This is a genomic window from Streptomyces sp. NPDC058964 (genome assembly GCF_042741275.1).
GTDB lineage: Bacteria > Actinomycetota > Actinomycetes > Streptomycetales > Streptomycetaceae > Streptomyces.
Genome location: NZ_JBHYKH010000059.1, coordinates 8,012 through 27,124 on the forward strand (window position 1 = coordinate 8,012; position 19,113 = coordinate 27,124).

Consider the following 19,113-nt stretch of genomic DNA (forward strand, 5'->3'; position numbering starts at 1 on the left):
CCTACAGCCCGTCAGGTCCTTGAGGGCCACCACCTGGTCGATGGTCACGCGGACCACGAGCTCGCCCGGAACGCCATTGCGGGCGCCGAACTCCTCCGCGCGGTCCTCGCCCATGTACCTGGCCGCGATCCGCGTCGCCCAGTGCCGAAGCTCTTCGAGGTCCTCCGACAGCCGGGCGCGGCCGTTGAGGACCACGAAGTGGAACGGTGGCCGGTCGTCGTCCACGCACAGGGCGACGCGCCCGTCACGGGTCAGATTGCGCCCTTTCACGGTGTCCTTGCCGGTATTGAAGACCACCTCGTCCCCGTCCAGCAGGAACCAGACCGGCGCCACGTGGGGGCTCCCGTCTGCCCGAACGGTCGACAGCTTGCCGGTGCGGGTGCCGGCCGACACGAACGCCCGCCATTCCTCGTCGGTCATCTTCTGTGCCATGCCCACCATTCTCCTTGCCCGGACGACGGTCGTGGGGAAGGCTGGCGGAGCAATCCTCCGGCCAGGGGGAGACATCACACGGGGAGAAGGAGCATGGCGCAGAACCAGGGACTCGGCTGGCTTCTCGACGACCTGACGGAGCGCGTGGAACACGTACGGCACGCGCTGGTCCTGTCGAACGACGGGCTGGTGACGGGAGCGAGTACGGGCCTTCGCCGCGAGGACGCGGAGCATCTCGCCGCCATAGCCTCCGGACTGCACAGCCTGGCCAAAGGCTCGGGACGCCACTTCGGCGCGGGCCGGGTGCGTCAGACGATGATCGAGTACGACGACGCCGTCCTGTTCGTCACCGCGGCCGGCAGCGGCAGCTGTCTGTGCGTGCTCAGCGGGGCGGAAGCCGACATCGGCCAGATCGCCTACGAGATGACCCTGCTCGTCAACCGGGTCGGCGAACACCTCAGCGTGGACGCCCGACATCCCGAGCGCTCTTCCGCGGCAGACCTCTGATCTGCCCATGCGTCTCTCCCCTTGGAGTTATCCACAGGCTCGCCACGCGATCCGCCGGACCGGCTACGGTTTTTTCACGGCGAACGCACACGGCGCGAGCCACCGTCTCCACGGGGGAGTACGACCATGCCGGGCACCACCATCACGCGACCCCTTCCCCTCTCCTGCACGCCGAGCCGCGCCGCGCGCGAACTGAACCTCAGGCGGGGAGAGTTCGACCTTGCCGTACACCTCGGCCGGATCCGGACCGTGCCCGACGAGGGCGGGGGCGGCGGCCGCCGGGTCGAGCGCGCCGAGATCGACCGGCTGCGCGCGCAGGAGGGCTTTCCCGAGGCGCTACGCGAGAGCGCCCGAGCCGTGGGCACCACGGAAGGCGCGCACATCATGAACGTGCCGGTGACCAGGTTCACCCGCCTCGCGCGCCTGGGACTGGTGGTGCCCGTGAAGTTCTACCTGAACCGCTACCGGGCCGTGGTCTGGCTCTACCTGGCGGAGGAACTGCGGCAGTTCGCGGCCGACGAGAAGCACGTGTCCCTGCTGACCGGCCGGACGCCCGAGGTGCTGCGCGGTCAGCTGGCGACCGGCCTGGACCTGCGCGCCCGCAACTGGCGCGGACGTCATCTCGGATTTCTGCTGCGACAGGCGGAGAATCCGTGGGAGCGCGCCGGAGCCGTCGCCGCCTTCCTCGACCCCGTTCACATCGCGGACGTGGTCAGGGACCCGTACGAGCGCTCCCATCTGAACCGGTTCCGCCCGGCACCGCCCGCCCACGGGGCACCGGCAACTCCCTCCGCGCGCCTCGCCGAGAAGATCATGACGGCGGACGACCTGGACGAGATCGGCTGGCTGAGGAACGACCTGGCCCGAGGCATGGAGGAGGCGCGCGCACACCGCCCGGCGCCACGTCCCGCTTCAGGCCCCGCCCCGCGCCCCGCACCCCCGCACGTCCCGCCGCCGGCCCGGTCCGCAGCCGAGGCAACGGTCCGGCCCCGCGGACTGCTGGGCCGGCTGCGCGGCAGAAGCCACCGGCCCGCGACCGACTGAGGCCCTTGCCGACGCGGGCGTCCGCATCCGCTACAGCGCCCGGAACAGACCTTCCTGGACCACCGAAACGAGCAGGCGCCCCTCCAGGTCGTAGATGCGCCCGCGAGCCAGACCGCGGCCGCCCGTCGCGATCGGGGACTCCTGGTCGTACAGGAACCACTCGTCCGCGCGGAACGGCCGATGGAACCACATGGCGTGGTCCAGCGAGGCCATGTCGAAGTTCCGCGGGCCCCACAGGGGTTCGATGGGAATGCGCACCGCGTCCAGGAGGGTCATGTCGCTGGCGTAGGTGAGCGCGCAGGTGTGCACCAGAGGGTCGTCGCCCAGCGGTCCGACCGCACGCATCCACACCGCGCTGCGCGGCTCGGCGTCCTTGATCTCGCCGGAGTTCCACCGCAGCCGGTCGACGTAGCGGATGTCGAAGGGCTGACGGCGCGCCATCCGCTCCAACTGCTCGGGCAGAGCGCCCAGATGCTTCCGGATCTCGTCGGTGACCGTCGGCAGGGACTCCGGGTCGGGCACCTCGCGGGCCGGCGGCAGCTGGTGCTCGAAAGGTCCTTGCTCAGGCATGTGAAAGGAGGCGGTCAGATTGAAGATCGTGCGGCCCTGCTGCACCGCGGTGACCCGGCGGGTCGTGAACGACCGCCCGTCCCGGACCCGCTCCACCTGGTACACGATCGGCACGCCCGGCCGGCCCGGGCGCAGGAAGTACGCGTGCAGCGAGTGCACCGGGCGCTCGCCGTCCGTGGTGCGCCCCGCGGCGACCAGCGCCTGTCCCGCAACCTGTCCGCCGAAGACCCGCTGGAGGGACTCCTGGGGGCTGCGGCCACGGAAGATGTTGACCTCTATCTGCTCCAGGTCGAGCAGGTCGACGAGTCTCTCGGCCGGGTTCGTCATGTCTGGGATTCTCCTGTGGTCACAGCTGGCCGACGTCGGTCACGCGGACAACGGCACGGCCCTCCGCGTCGGAGGCCGCGAGGTCGACCTCCGCGCTGATGCCCCAGTCGTGGTCGTCGTTCGGGTCGTCGAAGATCTGACGGACTCGCCACAGGCCGTTCTGCGGCTCCTCCTGGATCACGAGCAGCTTGGGGCCGCGGGCGTCGGGGCCGGTGCCCAGGTCCTCGTACTCGTCCCAGTACTTGTCCATCGCCTCGCCCCAGGCCTGCGCGTCCCAGCCGGACTCGGCGTCCAGCTCGCCCAGTTCGTCGACCTGGTCGAGGGCGGCGAGCTCGACGCGCCGGAACATCGCGTTGCGGACGAGCACACGGAAGGCGCGCGCGTTGGTGGTCACCGGCTTCACCTCGTCGGCCTTCTCCTGGGCCTCCTCGGCGGTCATCTCCTCCGGGTTGGCCAGCTGCTCCCACTCGTCCAGCAGGCTGGAGTCGACCTGGCGCACCATCTCGCCGAGCCACTCGATCAGATCCTGGAGGTCCTCCGACTTGATGTCGTCCGGGACGGTGTGGTCCAGGGTCTTGTAGGCACTGGCCAGGTAGCGCAGCACGATGCCCTCGATGCGGGCCAGCTCGTAGAAGGACACCAGCTCCGTGAAGGACAGGGCCCGTTCGTACATGTCCCGGATGACGGACTTCGGCGACAGCGGATGGTCGCCGACCCAGGGGTGGCTCTTGCGGTAGGTGTTGTACGCGTGGAAGAGCAGCTCCTCCAGCGGCTTCGGGTACGTGACGTCCTGGAGGCGCTCCATGCGCTCCTCGTACTCGACGCCGTCCGCCTTCATCGCGGCCACGGCCTCGCCTCGCGCCTTGTTCTGCTGGGCGACCAGGATCTGCCGCGGGTCGTCCAGCGTGGACTCCACGACGGACACCATGTCCAGGGCGTAGGACGGCGACTCCGGGTCCAGCAGTTCGAACGCGGCGAGTGCGAACGTGGACAGCGGCTGGTTGAGCGCGAAGTCCTGCTGCAGGTCGACCGTGAGACGGACGATGCGGCCCTCGGCGTCCGGCACGTCGAGCTTCTCGACGATGCCGCCGTCCAGCAGGGAGCGGTAGATGGCGATCGCGCGCCGGATGTGCCGGAGCTGCTGCTTGCGCGGCTCGTGGTTGTCCTCCAGGAGGCGCCGCATCGCCTCGAAGGCGTTTCCGGGCCGGGCGATCACCGACAGCAGCATCGTGTGCGTCACACGGAAGCGCGAGGTCAGCGGCTCCGGCTCGGAGGCGATCAGCTTCTCGAAGGTGTTCTCCGTCCAGCCGACGAAACCCTCGGGCGCCTTCTTGCGGACGACCTTGCGGCGCTTCTTGGGATCGTCGCCGGCCTTCGCGAGCGCCTTCTCGTTCTCGATGACGTGCTCGGGCGCCTGCGCGACGACGAGCCCGGCCGTGTCGAAACCGGCCCGACCGGCCCGGCCCGCGATCTGGTGGAACTCACGGGCGCGCAGAGTGCGTACGCGGTTGCCGTCGTACTTGGTCAGCGCGGTGAACAGCACGGTCCGGATGGGGACGTTGACCCCCACACCGAGGGTGTCGGTGCCGCAGATGACCTTCAGCAGACCGGCCTGCGCGAGCTTCTCCACCAGACGCCGGTACTTGGGGAGCATGCCGGCGTGGTGGACGCCGATGCCATGGCGGACGTAACGGGACAGGTTGCGGCCGAACTTGGTGGTGAAGCGGAAGTTGCCGATCAGCTCGGCGATCTGGTCCTTCTCCTCGCGCGAGCACATGTTGATGCTCATCAGCGCCTGCGCCCGCTCCACGGCCTGCGCCTGGGTGAAGTGGACGATGTACACCGGCGCCTGCCTGGTCTCCAGCAGGTCGGTGAGCGTCTCCGTGAGGGGAGTGAGCTTGTACTCGTAGGAGAGCGGCACCGGGCGGGTCGCGGAGCGGACCACCGAGGTGGGACGACCCGTGCGGCGGGTGAGGTCCTCCTCGAAGAAGGAGACGTCGCCGAGCGTGGCCGACATCAGGACGAACTGCGCCTGCGGCAGTTCGAGCAGGGGGATCTGCCAGGCCCAGCCGCGGTCGCCCTCCGCGTAGAAGTGGAACTCGTCCATGACGACCTGGCCGACGTCCGCGTCCTTCCCGTCGCGCAGCGCGATGGAGGCGAGCACCTCGGCGGTGCAGCAGATGACGGGCGCGTCGGCGTTCACGGACGCGTCGCCGGTCAGCATGCCGACGTTCTCGGTGCCGAAGATCTTGCAGAGCTCGAAGAACTTCTCCGAGACGAGCGCCTTGATCGGGGCCGTGTAGAAGGTGACCTCGTCCCGGGCCAGGGCGGCGAAGTGGGCACCCGCGGCGACCATGCTCTTGCCGGAGCCGGTGGGCGTCGACACGATCACGTTCGCGCCGGAGACCACCTCGATCAGCGCCTCCTCCTGATGGGGGTAGAGCGTGAGACCGCGTTCCTGGGACCACGCCTCGAAGGCTTCGTACAGGGCATCGGGGTCGGCGGTCCGCGGCAGCTGATCGATGAGGGTCACGCCCCCATCTTGCCTGGCCCATCGGCCGATGGGGGAATCGGCTGCGGATGCGATGATCACGGCAGCTACGCTGTGGCGCCGACGGAGCGTCAACGCACCCGGTCAACTGGACAGCGGCACACGAGGAATAGGGCGGGGAACGGCCATGATGGGACCAGCACACTCACTGTCGGGAGCCGCCGCCTGGCTCGGCGTCGGAGCGGCCGCCGCCGCTGCCGGGCACCCCATGCCCTGGCCGGTCGTCCTGGTCGGGGCCCTGATCTGCGCCGGCGCCGCGCTCGCCCCCGACCTCGACCACAAGGCGGCGACCATCTCGCGCGCCTTCGGCCCGCTGTCGCACTGGCTCTGCGAGATCGTCGACAAGCTGTCGTACGCCGTCTACAAGGCCACGAAGAAGCAGGGCGACCCGCGCCGCTCCGGGGGGCACCGCACGCTGACGCACACGTGGCTGTGGGCGGTGCTGATCGGCGCGGGCTGCTCCGCCGCGGCGATCACCGGGGGCCGCTGGGCGGTGCTGGCGATCCTGTTCGCGCACATGGTGCTGGCGATCGAGGGCCTGCTGTGGCGGGCGACCCGCGGCTCCAGCGCCGACGTCCTGGTCTGGCTGCTGGCGGCTACCAGCGCCTGGATCCTCGCGGGCATCCTGGACAAGCCGGGCAACGGCTCGGACTGGCTGTTCACCGCGCCGGGCCAGGAGTACCTGTGGCTGGGGCTGCCGGTCGTGCTGGGGGCGCTGGTGCACGACATCGGGGACGCGCTGACCGTCTCCGGCTGCCCGATCCTGTGGCCGATCCCGGTGGGCCGCAAGCGCTGGTACCCGGTGGGGCCGCCGAAGCCCATGCGGTTCCGGGCGGGCAGCTGGGTCGAGCTGAAGGTGCTGATGCCGGCGTTCATGCTGCTCGGGGGAGTGGGCTGCGCCGCCGCCCTCAACGTGATCTGACGGCCGGGCCGGGGTCAGGCCGTTTTGCCGCCCGTGCCGGAGCCCTGCCCGGCTTCGCCGTACCGCCGCTCGAAGCGTGCGACACGGCCCTCCGAGTCGACCGTGCGGGCCTTGCCGGTGTAGAAGGGGTGGCTCTCCGAGGAGATCTCGACGTCGACCACGGGGTACGTCTCGCCGTCGTCCCACTCGATGGTCTGCTCGCTGGTCGCGGTGGACCGGGTCAGGAACGCGTATCCGGCGGAGCGGTCCCGGAAGACGACGGGGCGGTAGTCGGGCTGCTTGTCCTGCTGCATCGATGCTCCTCGCGCGGTCTGGCCGGTGGGCGCGGGACGCCGGGGTCAGCCGTAGATGGTGCCCTCGTCCACGATGTGCATCGCGGCCTCCTCGGCGGAGGCGGCCGCGCCGTCTATGCCGACGTCCGTGGCGACCAGGGCACTCTCCTCGTCCTCGTGGGCGCCCTCGTCGGGTGCCACGAGGCGGCCGGAGCGGAGGGCGCCGACCTCGTTGTCCAGGGCTTCGCCGTCGGTGCCCTGGCAGTCGCCGATGCCGTCGTCGTCGGGCACGCCGAGATCGGGCAGCTCCTCGGCGAGGCGCTGGTCCAGGGTCTCGCCCTGGTGCCGCTCCGCCGCGGTCACGCCGGTGTGCTCGACCGCCCAGGGCCTCTCGGGAGGGGACCAGCCCCGGTCGAGGGGATCGCCGACACCGTCGTCGACCAGCGTGTCCTCGGCGTCGAGCAGCCCGGAGTCCTCCCGGATCTCGGATCCATCGGGCTGGTAGACGTCATCTCCCCATCCGTCGGCGCTGTCCACGGGTACCTCCAGGTGACGGGGACGGCCCGTTCTCACCGCGATCGGCGGCGGGCCGCCGGCGCGCGCGGCACGGCTTTCACCCGTTTCGAACCGGACGGTTCCCGGGCGTCCCCCGAACCGGTGCCGCTATCCAGCCTTCCACCCCGGATCGGCACCGCGCAACGCCACGGGCCCTGGCCTGGGAGTAGTCGTCCCCGCCACGGCCCCACGCGGCGCGCCGCACCGCCGGAAGCCGGGAGCGCTCGCCCCTGCCCGGCCCCGCGGAACCGTGCCGGGTCTTCCCGGCGTCGCCCAGATCCGACGTGGCCTGCCCCGGCGTCCGCCGCCGGGAGTCCCAGGCCGTGCCCGGCCGCTGCCCGCCTGCGGACCGGTGGCGCGGGTGCGGCGTTCGGGCCCGGTCGGGCGGTGCCGCCCTCGAGCGGCCGGTGTAGGGTGCGCCGCTTCATGCGCAGTGTGAAAGCTCTGACGTTGCAGTTTCCGCGCCTGTGCGCAACGGGCTGCGGTCGGTTGTCCAAGTGAAATGCGCAATGAGTGAAGGCGATGGGACTGCACGGTCACACTAGGTAGCGCCCTTTGTGGCAGCAGGACTTCGGAATGGTCGCGGGGCACCTGGCTTGTGTCCGGGTGATGCCGAGGGCTTGACAGTCTTCCAAGCCGGCTGGCGATGGCCGTTGAGTCGGGTGGCGTAGCGGCGGCCGAGTGCTGAGTAGGCGGTCGCGTGGGCACCTGGATCTGTCACGCGCCCTCGCCGGATCGGAGTGTTCAGTCCGATTCTGTCCCCGGCCAGGGAGCCGCCATCCGCCCCTCGTTTCTGTCACCTCAGACAGACTCAAGAGGTCATGGCGTTTCCGCATCTGTCAGGTCAGGAAAGGCCGGAAGCCCGGAGAACCGCCTCCGCGGTCTCCTCGTCGATCTGGTGCCCCAACCGGTCGAGGACGTCCGCTCCGTGGCGCAGCGTGCCCCGCTCCAGAGAACGGCGGACGCCCGTGTCGACTTCGTGCCAGAGCAGGGGGTTGGCGGCGAGGATCCGGGGATCGAGTTCCAGGCGGTGGCCGTAGACGTCCCGCAGGACCAGGTGGGAGGAGACACCGTCGTACTGTCGTACGGCCGCAAGCGCGTCCGTGCGGACCACGCGTCGGCGCCAAGGGGTGCGTACCGCTAGCCAGCCGCGGCCCGCACTCACCCGCTGTGGGAGCAGGACGGCGCCTACCGCGGCCGACAGGGTGACCCAGAGCAGGGCGCGGAGGGGCGTCAGGCTGCCCGCGTCCCAGTCGACCAGGAAGCTCATGGCGCAGAAGAGCAGGGTGCAGCTCACCGCGAGCCGGGCGCTGCCGCGCCAGTGGCGGTCGCCGGCCGGGCCCGTCGATCCGCTCCGTCGCATGACGTTGACGCTAGGCGGCCGTACGGGGTCCGGCGGCTGCTGCTTACGGAGTCCTAACGCCGCACGGGAGAATCTTGACGGGATCCTGACGCGGTCGCCCGAGTCCTCAGCCGGTGTGGACGCGCGGGCGCCTGGCCCGGTCCGGTTCGGCCTCGCGCAGGACCTCACGGGTGACCGGGGCGACCTCGCCCTGCCCAAAGAGGAAGAAGCGCAGGAAGTTGGCGAACGGGTTGCCCTCGGTCCACTCGAAGTAGATGTGGGGGGTGCAGCGGGTGCTGTCGCGGACATGGAGGAGCAGGGCTGCCAGGGCGTTGGGGATGGAGGAGGACTCCAACGTCAGGACGCGGTAGCGGTTGTGCAGGACCTCGCCGCGTACCGTCAGGCCCGCCTCGAACTCGGAGGGGTCGGTGACCGTGACCTCGACGAAGACGAAGTCCTCCTGTTCGGGCAGGTCGTTGTCGGCCCGGATCTGCTCGATCTTGTCGAGGTACTGGGCCTTGTCCCGTCGGCCGGGCTCGTTGGCGATGAAGCGGATCTTTCGGCTGGCGATGTCACGGACGAATCGTTCCGCCATCGGATCGAGCGTCACGCTGGTCACACGCAGCTCGAAGGCGCGGGCCAGCCGGGACAGCAGAGAGACCAGCATGATGCCGACGATGAAGCAGGCGCCGATTTTCACACCGTCCGGGCGCTCGACGACGTTGGCAGCGGTCACGTAGAGCAGGACCGCGGACACGGTTGCGAAGCCGATGGTCCAGCCGCGCTGCCCGGCCCTACGGGAGGCGATGGTCACCGCGATCGCCGCGGAGGACATCAGGACCAGCACGCCGGTGGCGTAGGCGCCGCCCTGCGCGTCCACGTCGGCGTCGAAGATCCAGGTGACCAGGAAGGCGACCAGCGTGAAGACGATCACCATCGGGCGCACGGCGCGGGCCCAGTGCGGGGCCATGCCGTAGCGGGGCAGGTAGCGCGGCATGAGGTTGAGCAGGCCGGCCATGGCAGAGGCGCCAGCAAACCACAGGATAGCGATGGTCGAAAGGTCGTAGACCGTGCCGAAGACATTGCCCAGGTACTCGTGCGCCAGATACGCCAGCGCGCGGCCGTTGGCCTTGCCGCCGGACTTGAACTCGTTCTCCGGTATGAGCACCGTCGTGATGAAGCTCGTGGCGATCAGGAACACGCTCATGATGAGCGCTGCGGCCGTCAGCAGCTTCTTGGTGTCCCGGATCCGGCCCTTCGGCTTCTCCTCGGTGTCGTCTGTGTCTCCCTGGACGTGGGGCATGACGGCGACGCCGGTCTCGAAGCCGGACAGGCCCAGGGCGAGCTTCGGGAACACCAGCAGAGACACACCGATCATGGCCAGGACGTTGCCGTGCTCGGTGGTCAGGGCGCTGGTCCAGTCGGTAACCACGTGGCCCGCAGTGAGGACGTGCCACATGCCGACCACCACGACCACTGCGTTCAGACCGAGATAGACCACCACCAGGGCCACCGCGACGCCGATCGCCTCCAGGAAGCCCTTGAGGAACACCGCGCCCAGCAGGGCGACGAGGATCAACGTGATGAGCATCTGCTGGCCGTGCAGCGTGCTCGTCAGGTGCGGGTTCTCCACCAGGTGGGTGGAGGCGTCGGCGGCCGACAGGGTGATGGTGATGAGGAAGTCGGTGGCGGCGAAGCCGAGCAGGGTCAGTACGAACAGTTTGCCCTTCCAGAAGGACAGCAGCCGCTCCAGCATCGCGATGGAGCCCTCGCCGTGGGGACTCTCCTCGGCCACTCGACGGTATACCGGGAGGGCGCCGGCCAGGGTGACTATGACGAGGACGAGGGTGGCGATCGGGGAGAGCAGGCCGGCCGCGAGGGCCGCGATGCCGGGCTGGTAGCCGAGGGTGGAGAAGTAGTCGACGCCGGTCAGGCACATCACGCGGTACCAGCGCTGGCCCTTGTGCGAAGGCGCCGGCTCGGCCTGCGGGCCGGCGTGGGCACCGTGCTTGCCCATGTCGGACAGGCCCTCCAGCATCCACGTCCGCAGTCGGCTCGGCGGCGGGTGTTCGGTGGTGGTGGCCATCGGCGTGCTCTCCCGGTGTGCGGCTCAGCGTGGGGTTCCGGCCAGCGTAAGCAAGGGGTGACGCACGGACCCACGGATATGTCCGCCGAACGCGTCAAGGCCGCGTTAAGGTCGAGCGCGCCGCGTGATGTGCGCCGTCAGAACCGGACATCCAGCGTCATGTCGTACGACGATTCCGCGCCGCCCCTCAGCCAGGTGATGTGGATCCGCAGGCTGCTCGCGTCCCGATGCAGAGACGGCTGCATGGTGAGGCTGCCGTCGGTGTAGGTGCCGTCCGGATGGGTGCCGTAGGCGCCGCCGCGGTCGTGGTATTCGTTGCCGAGGTCGTCCAGAGCCTCCAGGACCGGGAGTACAAGGGACTCGCTACCCGACTCCGGCAACGGTGGGGTGATCCAGTAGTGGAGCGTGAAGGAGTTCTCCCCGCGCTTCAGCCGGGTGATCGTGAGCTCGTGGCTCCCTCCGAGGATCGGAAGAGTGAGGAGCGGGGGCTTCCTGGGCACTGGCTTCTCCCTCTTCCGGGGCGGTCGCTAGGCGCTGAGCCGATCGTGTGACACGGGGCTTCCGACCGCGTAGTGGACGTATTCGCGAACCAGGCGGAAACCGGCGTTCCAGGCCAGGAGGCGGCTGGCGCGGTTGTGGATCGAACAGTTCCAGCTGGGCGTGTGGCCACGGCAGGCGATGTCCGCGCAAAGGGAGGTGACGCAGAAGAGGGCGAGGTGGTGGCGTCTGCGGTCGGGGACGGTGTAGACGGCCACGTCCTCGTAGCCGGTGCCGCGGAAGTAGGTGCAGGCCACCGCGAGGATGCGACCGGTGCGGCCCACCGCGGCCCAGGCGTGTCCGGAGGCGGCGAGGCCGCGCGGTCCGCCCCAGCTGGCCGAGAGCCAGGACGCGTCCGGGCCAAGGGCATGCACGGCGTCGGCGTCCGCGGGTTCCAGGTGCCGTACGGTCACCGCGTGCGGGACGGTGGCGGGCTGAGGCGTGGCCTGGAGCGTCCAGATCATGCGCTCCCACGGGGTGAGCCGGTCGAAGGCGACGCCGAGGGCGGGCAGGAACCGGGCCGGATCCTCGACGCGGTTGCCGGCCAGAGGCGCGAGGAGACCCGGCATGAGCTCCTCCGGGCTGCCGCGCAGCACGACGTGGCCGGCGCAGGATACGGCGACCGTGCGCGGCTGGACGGTTCTTCGGCCCACCAGCGGCCGATGCCCGTGGCCAGCACGTGCTCGCCGATCGTGGCGGGGCCGGGGAATCCGGTGGGGAACCAGCGCGCGAGCGCCCGGGGGTCCGGCGGTGAGATCTCGATCATCGGTGCCTCGTGGGGGTTGGGGTAGCGGGTGGATCGGGCGGGCGACGGGGCGCTTTCCCGCTCCTCGTCACCCGCCCGTGCGATCGACGGCGTCCATCGACGTGGTCGGTCAGCTCTGGCCGGCCTTGTTGCCGTGGTTGGCCTTCTTCTTGCGGCGGGTCTTCTTCTTGCGGGCGCGCTTCGACACGTACGTCAACTCCTCTGTTCTGGACGATGCTTCAAGCGGTGCGGCCGACCAGCAGGTCCGCCAGCTTGGTGAGGCGCTTGACCGTCCGCTCCTCGGTCGCGGCCGGGGCCGGCCCGACGCGCTCGGCGCGGTCGTAGTAGGCGCCGTTGACGATTTCGACCGCCGGGTCGCACAGCCGTACCACGTGCGCCGCGCCCTCGGCGGGCGAGAGGCCCTCGTGGGCGTACAGCGGCAGCAGCGCGGTGTCGCAGGCACCCGGGTGCACGGAGACCGCGGTGACGCGAGGGTCGGCTGCGAACACTGTCAGGGCCAGCTGGGACTGGGCGTAGGCGGCGAGGCGGGAGTAACGGCGGGCGCGGTTGGGGTCGGCCCACTGGATGGATGCCGTGCGGTGCAGGGACGAGGAGACGTTCACGACCCGGCCGCCCGGGTCGTTGGTCAGGGCCGGCTCCAGCAGGCACGTCAGCAGGTAATGGGCGAGGAAGTTGACCTGGAAGGCGATCTCGTTGCCGTCGGCGGTGACGGTGTGCCGCTCGGGGGCGGCCACGCCCGCGTTGTTGACCAGGACGTCCAGGTGCGGGTGTTCGGCGACGACCGTGCGGGCGAGGGTCTCGACTTCTTCCAGGTGGGCGAAGTCGGCCGAGTAGAGAGCCGGTTGGCGGGCGCCGACTCCAGCCGTGGCGATGAGGCGGTCGGCAGCGGCCCGGGTCTCCTCGGCGGTACGGCCGTGCAGCAGCACGGTGGCGCCGCGCTCGGCGAGCTGCCGGGCGGTCTCGTAGCCGATGCCGGAGGTGGCGCCGGTGACCAGGACGGTGCGGGACGAAAGGGTGGAGTTGGGCATGATCCAATCCGGGGTTGCGGGCACGTCGGTACCGCCCGGTGAGGGGCGGTGGGCGTGCGGGGGCGAAGGGAGGGCGAGGGGCGCAGGCGCCGATCACGGCGCCCCTCGGGTCACGGAAAGCGCGTCGGCGGGACGCGGGCGCTTCCGGTCAGCGCGGCACATGACACGACGGCCGAGCGGGACTCGGCGGCCGGTCGAAGAGAAGCCAGGCGCTGTTCACAGGTTCCATGGAAGCCGTGCCGCACATCCCGGGCAAGCCGAAACCCCGTTCTCTGACGGGGCTCTGACGTGTGCATACGGGGCCTTGACGGGTGAGCCAGACGGACGGGCGTGGCTCAGCCAAGGCCGGGTACCCCCGAGACCAGCAGGTCGATCAGCTTGATGCCCACGAAGGGCAGCAAGAGGCCGCCGAGGCCGTAGACGAGCAGGTTGCGGCGCAGCAGGTCGTGTGCGGAGGACGGGGTGTAGCGCACGCCGCGCAGGGCCAGTGGGATCAGTGCGACGATGATCAACGCGTTGAAGATGATCGCGGAGGTGATGGCCGAGGTCGGGCTGTGCAGGCCCATGACGTTCAGGGACTCCAGGCCCGGGTACGAGCCCGCGAACATCGCCGGGAGGATCGCGAAGTACTTCGCGACGTCGTTGGTGATGGAGAACGTGGTCAACGCGCCCCGGGTGATGAGGAGTTGCTTGCCGATCTTGACGATCTCGATGAGCTTGGTCGGGTTGGAGTCGAGGTCGACCATGTTGCCGGCCTCCTTGGCGGCCGACGTACCCGTGTTCATCGCCACGCCGACGTCCGCCTGCGCCAGCGCCGGGGCGTCGTTGGTGCCGTCACCGGTCATCGCGACCAGCTTGCCGCCCGCCTGCTCCCGCTTGATGAGGGCCATCTTGTCCTCGGGAGTGGCCTCCGCGAGGAAGTCGTCGACGCCCGCCTCCTGGGCGATCGCCTTGGCGGTCAGCGGGTTGTCACCCGTGATCATGACGGTCTTGATGCCCATGCGGCGAAGCTCGTCGAACCGCTCCCGCATGCCCTCCTTGACGACGTCCTTGAGATGGATGACGCCCAGGATCCGGGCGCCCTGCTCGTCCTCAGCCGCGACCAGCAGCGGGGTACCGCCTGCCTCGGAGATGCGGTCGGTCAGCACCTGAGCGTCTTCGGCGACTTCGCCGCCCTGCTCCTTGACCCAGGCGATGACCGAACCGGCCGCGCCCTTGCGGATCTTCCTGCCGTCGACGTCCACACCCGACATACGGGTCTGGGCGGTGAAGGCGATCCACTCGGCGTGCGCCAGCTCGCCCTGGTGACGCTCGCGCAGGCCGTACTTCTCCTTCGCCAGGACGACGATGGAACGGCCTTCGGGCGTCTCGTCGGCCAGCGAGGAGAGCTGGGCGGCGTCGGCGACCTCGGCCTCCGTCGTCCCGCGCACCGGCACGAACTCGGCGGCCTGGCGGTTACCCAGGGTGATGGTGCCGGTCTTGTCGAGCAGCAGCGTGGAGACGTCGCCGGCGGCCTCGACCGCGCGGCCGGACATTGCCAGGACGTTGCGCTGGACCAGGCGGTCCATGCCCGCGATGCCGATCGCGGACAGCAGCGCGCCGATCGTGGTCGGGATCAGGCAGACCAGCAGGGCCACCAGCACGACCATCGTCAGGTGCGTGCCCGCGTAGTCGGCGAACGGCGGCAGCGTGGCACAGGCCAGCAGGAAGACGATCGTCAGCGACGCCAGCAGGATGTTCAGCGCGATCTCGTTCGGCGTCTTCTGCCGGGCCGCACCCTCGACAAGGTTGATCATCCGGTCGATGAAGGTCTCGCCCGGCTTCGTCGTGATCCTGATGACGATCCGGTCGGAGAGGACCTTGGTACCGCCCGTGACGGCGCTGCGGTCGCCACCGGACTCGCGGATCACGGGCGCCGACTCACCGGTGATCGCCGACTCGTCCACCGAGGCGACGCCCTCGATGACGTCACCGTCACCGGGGATGATGTCGCCCGCCTCGCAGACGACCAGGTCGCCGATCTTCAGCTCGGTGCCTGGGACCTGCTCCTCGGAGCCGTCCTTGAGGAGTCGGCGCGCGATGGTGTCGGTCTTGGCCTTGCGCAGGGTGTCGGCCTGCGCCTTGCCCCGGCCCTCGGCCACGGCCTCCGCCAGGTTGGCGAAGACGACGGTCAGCCACAGCCAGGCGCTGATCGCCCAGCCGAACCAGTCGCCCGGGTCCTTGAAGGAGAAGACCGTGGTCAGCACCGATCCGATCCACACCACGAACATCACGGGAGACTTGATCATCACCCGCGGGTCGAGCTTGCGGAAGGCGTCAGGCAGCGACTTGAGAAGCTGCTTGGGATCGAACAGGCCCGCGCCGACACGTCCTTCGGCAGGCTTGTGCCCGGTGGGCACGTCGCTGTGCGGCGCCCGGGTCGGGGTGGCTGTGGACATCGAGTCCTCTTGCTTCTCTGTGCGAGTGGTCATGACGCCAGCCCCTCGGCCAGCGGACCCAGCGCCAGGGCCGGGAAGTAGGTCAGACCGGTGATGATCAGGATCGCGCCTACCAGCAGGCCGGTGAACAGCGGCTTCTCGGTGCGCAGGGTGCCCGCGGTGACCGGGACCGGCTTCTGCTCGGCGAGCGATCCCGCGAGCGCCAGGACGAACACCATCGGCAGGAAGCGGCCGAGCAGCATGGCAAGTCCGGTCATGGTGTTGTACCAGTCGGTGTTTGCGTTCAGGCCGGCGAAGGCCGAGCCGTTGTTGTTCGAAGCCGATGTGTAGGCGTACAGGACCTCGGAGAATCCGTGAGCGCCCGAGTTCAGCATCGAGTGCGGCGGAGTCGGCAGCGCCATGGAAGAGGCTGTGAAGATGAGCACCAGCGCCGGCGTGATCAGGATGTAGCAGGCCGCCAGCTTGATCTCGCGCGAACCGATCTTCTTGCCCAGGTACTCGGGCGTGCGGCCGACCATCAGACCGGCGATGAACACCGCGATGATCGCCATGATCAGCATGCCGTAGAGGCCGGAGCCGGTACCACCGGGCGCGATCTCGCCCAGCATCATGCCGAGCATGGTGATGCCGCCCCCCAGGCCCGTGAACGAGGAGTGGAACGAGTCCACCGCACCGGTCGAGGTAAGCGTCGTCGACACCGCGAAGATCGACGACGAGCCGACGCCGAAGCGGGTCTCCTTGCCCTCCATCGCCCCGCCGGCGATCTGGAACGCCGGACCGTGGTGAGCGAACTCGGTCCACATCATCAGCACGACGAAGCCGACCCAGATGGTGGCCATCGTCGCGAGGATCGCGTAGCCCTGTTTGACCGAGCCCACCATGACGCCGAAGGTACGGGTCAGCGAGAACGGGATCACCAGCAGCAGGAAGATCTCGAAGAGGTTCGAGAACGGGGTGGGATTCTCGAACGGGTGGGCGCTGTTGGCGTTGAAGTAACCGCCGCCGTTGGTGCCCAGCTCCTTGATGGCCTCCTGCGAGGCGACCGCGCCGCCGTTCCACTGCTGCGAGCCGCCCATGAACTGACCGACCTCGTGGATGCCGGAGAAGTTCTGGATGGCGCCGCACGCCACGAGCACGACAGCCGCGATCACGGCACCCGGAACCAGGATGCGGATGGTGCCGCGCACCAGGTCGGACCAGAAGTTGCCGAGCTCACCGGTGCGCGAGCGCGCGAAGCCGCGCACCAGCGCCACGGCGACGGCGATGCCGACGGCCGCGGAGACGAAGTTCTGCACGGCCAGACCGGCGGTCTGCACGACGTGGCCCATGGCCTGCTCGCCGTAGTACGACTGCCAGTTCGTGTTGGTCACGAACGACGCGGCCGTGTTGAACGACTGCGCCGGGTTGACCGACGAGTAGCCCATCGAGCCGGGCAGGACACCCTGGATCCGCTGCAGCAGGTAGAGGAAGAGCACGCTTACGGCCGAGAAGGCGAGGACGCCGCGCAGGTAGGCGGGCCAGGTCATCTCGGTGTCGGGGTTGGCACCAATGGCCTTGTAGATCCACTTCTCCACCCGCAGGTGCTTCTTCGAGGAGTAGACCCTGGCCATGTAGTTGCCGAGGGGGACGTAGGCGAGTGCCAGCGCGCCTATGAGGGCGAGCAGCTGGAGGAAGCCTGCGAGTTCTGGACTCATGTCTGCGCTCAGAACCTCTCCGGGAAGATCAGGGCGAGGACGAGATAGCCCAGCAGGGCGACGGCCACGACGAGGCCGACGATGTTCTCGGCGGTCACAGCTTCGTCACCCCCTTGGCGACAAGGGCCACCAGCGCGAAACCCGCGAGCACGGTGACGACGAAGGCCAGATCGGCCATCGCGAACTCCTGGGATGAGGTTCGGTTGAAACGGACGATTAGAGGAAAGCGCCTCCCTGGCCGGATTGGGTCGTCCGTTGACGGTCCTCTTACGGTGGCTCGCACAGCTTTGACGGGACTCTTACGCCCTCTGACCCGTACCGGTGAGTAGGCCGCCGTGACCGTCGGTGACCCGGCTCACAGCAGCCGGAAGCGCAGCCGACAGATCACCGCGTCCGTCTCCCGCCGCACGGCGTGGGCGACGACGGCGCCCCGCTGGTTCTGCAGCAGCCGCTGCCACAGCCGCTCCGGCTCCGTCTCCGGGATCAGGACGGTGACCCGCGTGGCCGGCTCGGAGGCGGCCACCTCACGGACATACGCGGCGATGGGGCGGCCCAGGCTGCGCCGCTCGCACGACAGCCGGACCAGTGGCACCCCAGGGTCCCACTCGGCCCAGGCCCGCTCCAGGGCGTGCAACTGGGGCCGGTCCTCCGGGTCCGGGTAGCAGACGGTCACCGCGCGGACCTCGTCGCCGAGAGAGGCGGCAGCTGTCAGGGCCTCGGACGTCAGACGGGACAAGGAGGACACCGGTACGATCACCAGCGAGCGGTCGCGGTGCGGGGGCTCGGGGATGCGGCCCAGGCCGAGTCGCTCGCCGATCCTTTCGTAAGTGCGGCGGACGGTCAGGAAAGCGGCGACCAGGATGGGTAGGGCCACCACGATCGGCCAGGCGCCCTCGGTGAACTTGCTCGCCGTGACGACGACGGTCGAGACACCGGTCAGGACGGCGCCGAAGCCGTTGAGCAGCGCCTTGCCGCGCCAGCCGGGGCCGCTCTCCAGCCGCCAGTGCCGGACCATGCCGACCTGGGCGATGGTGAAGCCGACGAAGACGCCGATGGCGAAGAGCGGCACCAGGGTGTTGGTGTCGCCGCCGGAGAAGACCAGCAGCGCGGCCGAGACCGCGGCGAGGACCAGCACGCCGTGCCGGTGCACCTGACGGTCGGCCTTCAGCGCGAAGACATGCGGCAGGTAGTTGTCCCGGGCGAGCAGCTTCAGCAGGACCGGAAGGCCGCCGAAGGAGGTGTTCGCCGACAGGGCCAGCAGGATCATCGTGGCGAACTGGATCACGTAGAAGGCCCAGTTGTGGCCGAGCGAGGCGTCCGCGAGCTGGGCGAGGACGGTAACGCCCTCGACCGGCTGGAGATGGAAGCGGGAGATCAGCACCGACAGGCCGATCAGCATCGCGCCGAGGACGGCGCCGAGGGCGACCTCGGCCCGCTGGGCGCGCCGGGCGCGCGGGACCCGGAAGGACGGGACGGCGTTGGCGATGGCCTCGACGCCGGTCAGGGCGGAGCACCCGGAAGCGAACGCCTTCAGCAGGAGCAGGGCGCCCACGGTGGTCGCGTTGTCGGCCAGGACCGAGGCATGGCCGGCGGCCGTGGCGGTGCTCACCGGCGCGGACCGGAACAGTCCGACGATGATCAGCACGAAGATGGAGCCGACGAAGACGACGGTCGGCACGATGAAAACCTTGGCCGACTCGACTATGCCGCGCAGATTGACCGCCGTGACCAGCACGAGGACGGCCAGGCACAGCCACAGCCGGTCGCCGTACAGGGCCGGGAAGGCGGAGGTCAGGGCGGCCACGCCGGCCGTGACGGCGACGGCGACGTTCAGGACGTAGTCCAGGACCAGGGAGGCGGCGGCCACCAGACTGGTGCGGGCGCCCAGGTGCGTCCTGGCGACCGCGTAGGAGCCACCGCCGTCCGGGAAGGCCGCGATCACCTGCCGGTAGGAGGCGACCAGCACCGCCAGCAGGGCGGCGATGGCCAGGGTGACGGGGAGCGTGAAGCCCAGGCCGTGGGCACCCGCCGCGGCCAGCACG

17 protein-coding genes are annotated in these 19,113 nt (G+C 69.7%); 3 read left to right on the forward strand and 14 right to left on the reverse strand.

The genetic code is table 11. The features are described 5' to 3' along the window. Positions 1-432, reverse strand: a 432-nt coding sequence (locus tag ACFW2E_RS10630; protein ID WP_384464512.1) for a PPOX class F420-dependent oxidoreductase, incomplete at its 3' end; no start/stop codon positions are given. Positions 433-525: 93 nt separating this feature from the next. Here ACFW2E_RS10630 and ACFW2E_RS10635 point away from each other — a divergent pair. Together ACFW2E_RS10635 and ACFW2E_RS10640 are read left to right on the forward strand one after the other, a co-directional pair. After that, the gene (locus ACFW2E_RS10635) at positions 526-939 is read left to right on the forward strand and encodes a roadblock/LC7 domain-containing protein (protein ID WP_384464515.1); all 414 of its coding nucleotides are present in this window, start codon (positions 526-528) and stop codon (positions 937-939) included. A gap of 126 nt (positions 940-1,065) precedes the next feature. Continuing rightward, the gene (locus ACFW2E_RS10640) at positions 1,066-1,983 is read left to right on the forward strand and encodes a DUF6397 family protein (RefSeq protein WP_384464518.1); all 918 of its coding nucleotides are present in this window, start codon (positions 1,066-1,068) and stop codon (positions 1,981-1,983) included. 30 nt (positions 1,984-2,013) lie between these two features. On the opposite strand, the gene ACFW2E_RS10645 is transcribed toward ACFW2E_RS10640, so the two are convergent. Both ACFW2E_RS10645 and ACFW2E_RS10650 read right to left on the reverse strand, forming a co-directional pair. Beyond that, complete coding sequence (locus tag ACFW2E_RS10645; RefSeq protein WP_384464521.1) at positions 2,014-2,880, reverse strand: acyl-CoA thioesterase; 867 nt, start codon at positions 2,878-2,880, stop codon at positions 2,014-2,016. 19 nt (positions 2,881-2,899) lie between these two features. Continuing rightward, complete coding sequence (locus tag ACFW2E_RS10650) at positions 2,900-5,413, reverse strand: DEAD/DEAH box helicase (RefSeq protein ID WP_384464524.1); 2,514 nt, start codon at positions 5,411-5,413, stop codon at positions 2,900-2,902. 145 nt (positions 5,414-5,558) lie between these two features. Between ACFW2E_RS10650 and ACFW2E_RS10655 the strand changes: the two genes are divergently transcribed. Next, positions 5,559-6,353, forward strand: coding sequence for a metal-dependent hydrolase (locus ACFW2E_RS10655; protein WP_384464527.1), 795 nt, complete (start codon positions 5,559-5,561; stop codon positions 6,351-6,353). 14 nt (positions 6,354-6,367) lie between these two features. On the opposite strand, the gene ACFW2E_RS10660 is transcribed toward ACFW2E_RS10655, so the two are convergent. The 11 genes from ACFW2E_RS10660 to ACFW2E_RS10710 form a co-directional block, all read right to left on the reverse strand. Further along, positions 6,368-6,646 (reverse strand): type B 50S ribosomal protein L31, encoded by a 279-nt coding sequence (locus tag ACFW2E_RS10660; protein ID WP_384464530.1) that lies wholly within the window; start codon positions 6,644-6,646, stop codon positions 6,368-6,370. A gap of 45 nt (positions 6,647-6,691) precedes the next feature. Further along, complete coding sequence (locus ACFW2E_RS10665; protein WP_384464533.1) at positions 6,692-7,162, reverse strand: DUF5709 domain-containing protein; 471 nt, start codon at positions 7,160-7,162, stop codon at positions 6,692-6,694. 862 nt (positions 7,163-8,024) lie between these two features. Further along, positions 8,025-8,543, reverse strand: coding sequence for a hypothetical protein (locus tag ACFW2E_RS10670; RefSeq protein ID WP_384464536.1), 519 nt, complete (start codon positions 8,541-8,543; stop codon positions 8,025-8,027). A 106-nt stretch (positions 8,544-8,649) separates the two neighbouring features. Next, positions 8,650-10,608, reverse strand: a complete 1,959-nt coding sequence (locus ACFW2E_RS10675) for an amino acid transporter (protein ID WP_384464539.1) — start codon at positions 10,606-10,608, stop codon at positions 8,650-8,652. Between the two features lie 137 nt (positions 10,609-10,745). Continuing rightward, positions 10,746-11,108 (reverse strand): hypothetical protein, encoded by a 363-nt coding sequence (locus tag ACFW2E_RS10680; RefSeq protein ID WP_384464542.1) that lies wholly within the window; start codon positions 11,106-11,108, stop codon positions 10,746-10,748. 27 nt (positions 11,109-11,135) lie between these two features. Beyond that, positions 11,136-11,798 carry a GNAT family N-acetyltransferase gene (locus ACFW2E_RS10685; protein WP_384464544.1) on the reverse strand — a complete coding sequence of 221 codons (663 nt, stop codon included), beginning with the start codon at positions 11,796-11,798 and terminating at the stop codon, positions 11,136-11,138. A 331-nt stretch (positions 11,799-12,129) separates the two neighbouring features. Then, the gene (locus ACFW2E_RS10690) at positions 12,130-12,939 is read right to left on the reverse strand and encodes an SDR family NAD(P)-dependent oxidoreductase (RefSeq protein WP_384464547.1); all 810 of its coding nucleotides are present in this window, start codon (positions 12,937-12,939) and stop codon (positions 12,130-12,132) included. Positions 12,940-13,274: 335 nt separating this feature from the next. Then, complete coding sequence (gene kdpB / locus ACFW2E_RS10695) at positions 13,275-15,410, reverse strand: potassium-transporting ATPase subunit KdpB (protein WP_384464550.1); 2,136 nt, start codon at positions 15,408-15,410, stop codon at positions 13,275-13,277. Then, the gene (gene kdpA / locus ACFW2E_RS10700) at positions 15,407-17,071 is read right to left on the reverse strand and encodes a potassium-transporting ATPase subunit KdpA (protein ID WP_384464553.1); all 1,665 of its coding nucleotides are present in this window, start codon (positions 17,069-17,071) and stop codon (positions 15,407-15,409) included. Before kdpA ends, kdpB begins: the two co-directional genes overlap by 4 nt. Before the next feature lie 8 nt (positions 17,072-17,079). After that, the gene (gene kdpF / locus ACFW2E_RS10705) at positions 17,080-17,169 is read right to left on the reverse strand and encodes a K(+)-transporting ATPase subunit F (protein WP_016434100.1); all 90 of its coding nucleotides are present in this window, start codon (positions 17,167-17,169) and stop codon (positions 17,080-17,082) included. A gap of 257 nt (positions 17,170-17,426) precedes the next feature. Beyond that, positions 17,427-19,113: APC family permease (locus ACFW2E_RS10710; RefSeq protein WP_384464557.1), on the reverse strand; the 1,687-nt coding region annotated here is incomplete at its 5' end.

Bases quoted from the DNA above. Each gene is read 5' to 3' on its own strand.
- ACFW2E_RS10635 (WP_384464515.1), top strand. From the start codon at position 526: ATGGCGCAGAACCAGGGACTCGGCTGGCTTCTCGACGACCTGACGGAG.
- ACFW2E_RS10640 (WP_384464518.1), top strand. From the start codon at position 1,066: ATGCCGGGCACCACCATCACGCGACCCCTTCCCCTCTCCTGCACGCCG.
- ACFW2E_RS10645 (WP_384464521.1), bottom strand. From the start codon at position 2,880: ATGACGAACCCGGCCGAGAGACTCGTCGACCTGCTCGACCTGGAGCAG.
- ACFW2E_RS10655 (WP_384464527.1), top strand. From the start codon at position 5,559: ATGATGGGACCAGCACACTCACTGTCGGGAGCCGCCGCCTGGCTCGGC.
- ACFW2E_RS10660 (WP_384464530.1), bottom strand. From the start codon at position 6,646: ATGCAGCAGGACAAGCAGCCCGACTACCGCCCCGTCGTCTTCCGGGAC.
- ACFW2E_RS10670 (WP_384464536.1), bottom strand. From the start codon at position 8,543: ATGCGACGGAGCGGATCGACGGGCCCGGCCGGCGACCGCCACTGGCGC.
- ACFW2E_RS10675 (WP_384464539.1), bottom strand. From the start codon at position 10,608: ATGGCCACCACCACCGAACACCCGCCGCCGAGCCGACTGCGGACGTGG.
- ACFW2E_RS10690 (WP_384464547.1), bottom strand. From the start codon at position 12,939: ATGCCCAACTCCACCCTTTCGTCCCGCACCGTCCTGGTCACCGGCGCC.
- kdpB (WP_384464550.1), bottom strand. From the start codon at position 15,410: ATGACCACTCGCACAGAGAAGCAAGAGGACTCGATGTCCACAGCCACC.
- kdpA (WP_384464553.1), bottom strand. From the start codon at position 17,071: ATGAGTCCAGAACTCGCAGGCTTCCTCCAGCTGCTCGCCCTCATAGGC.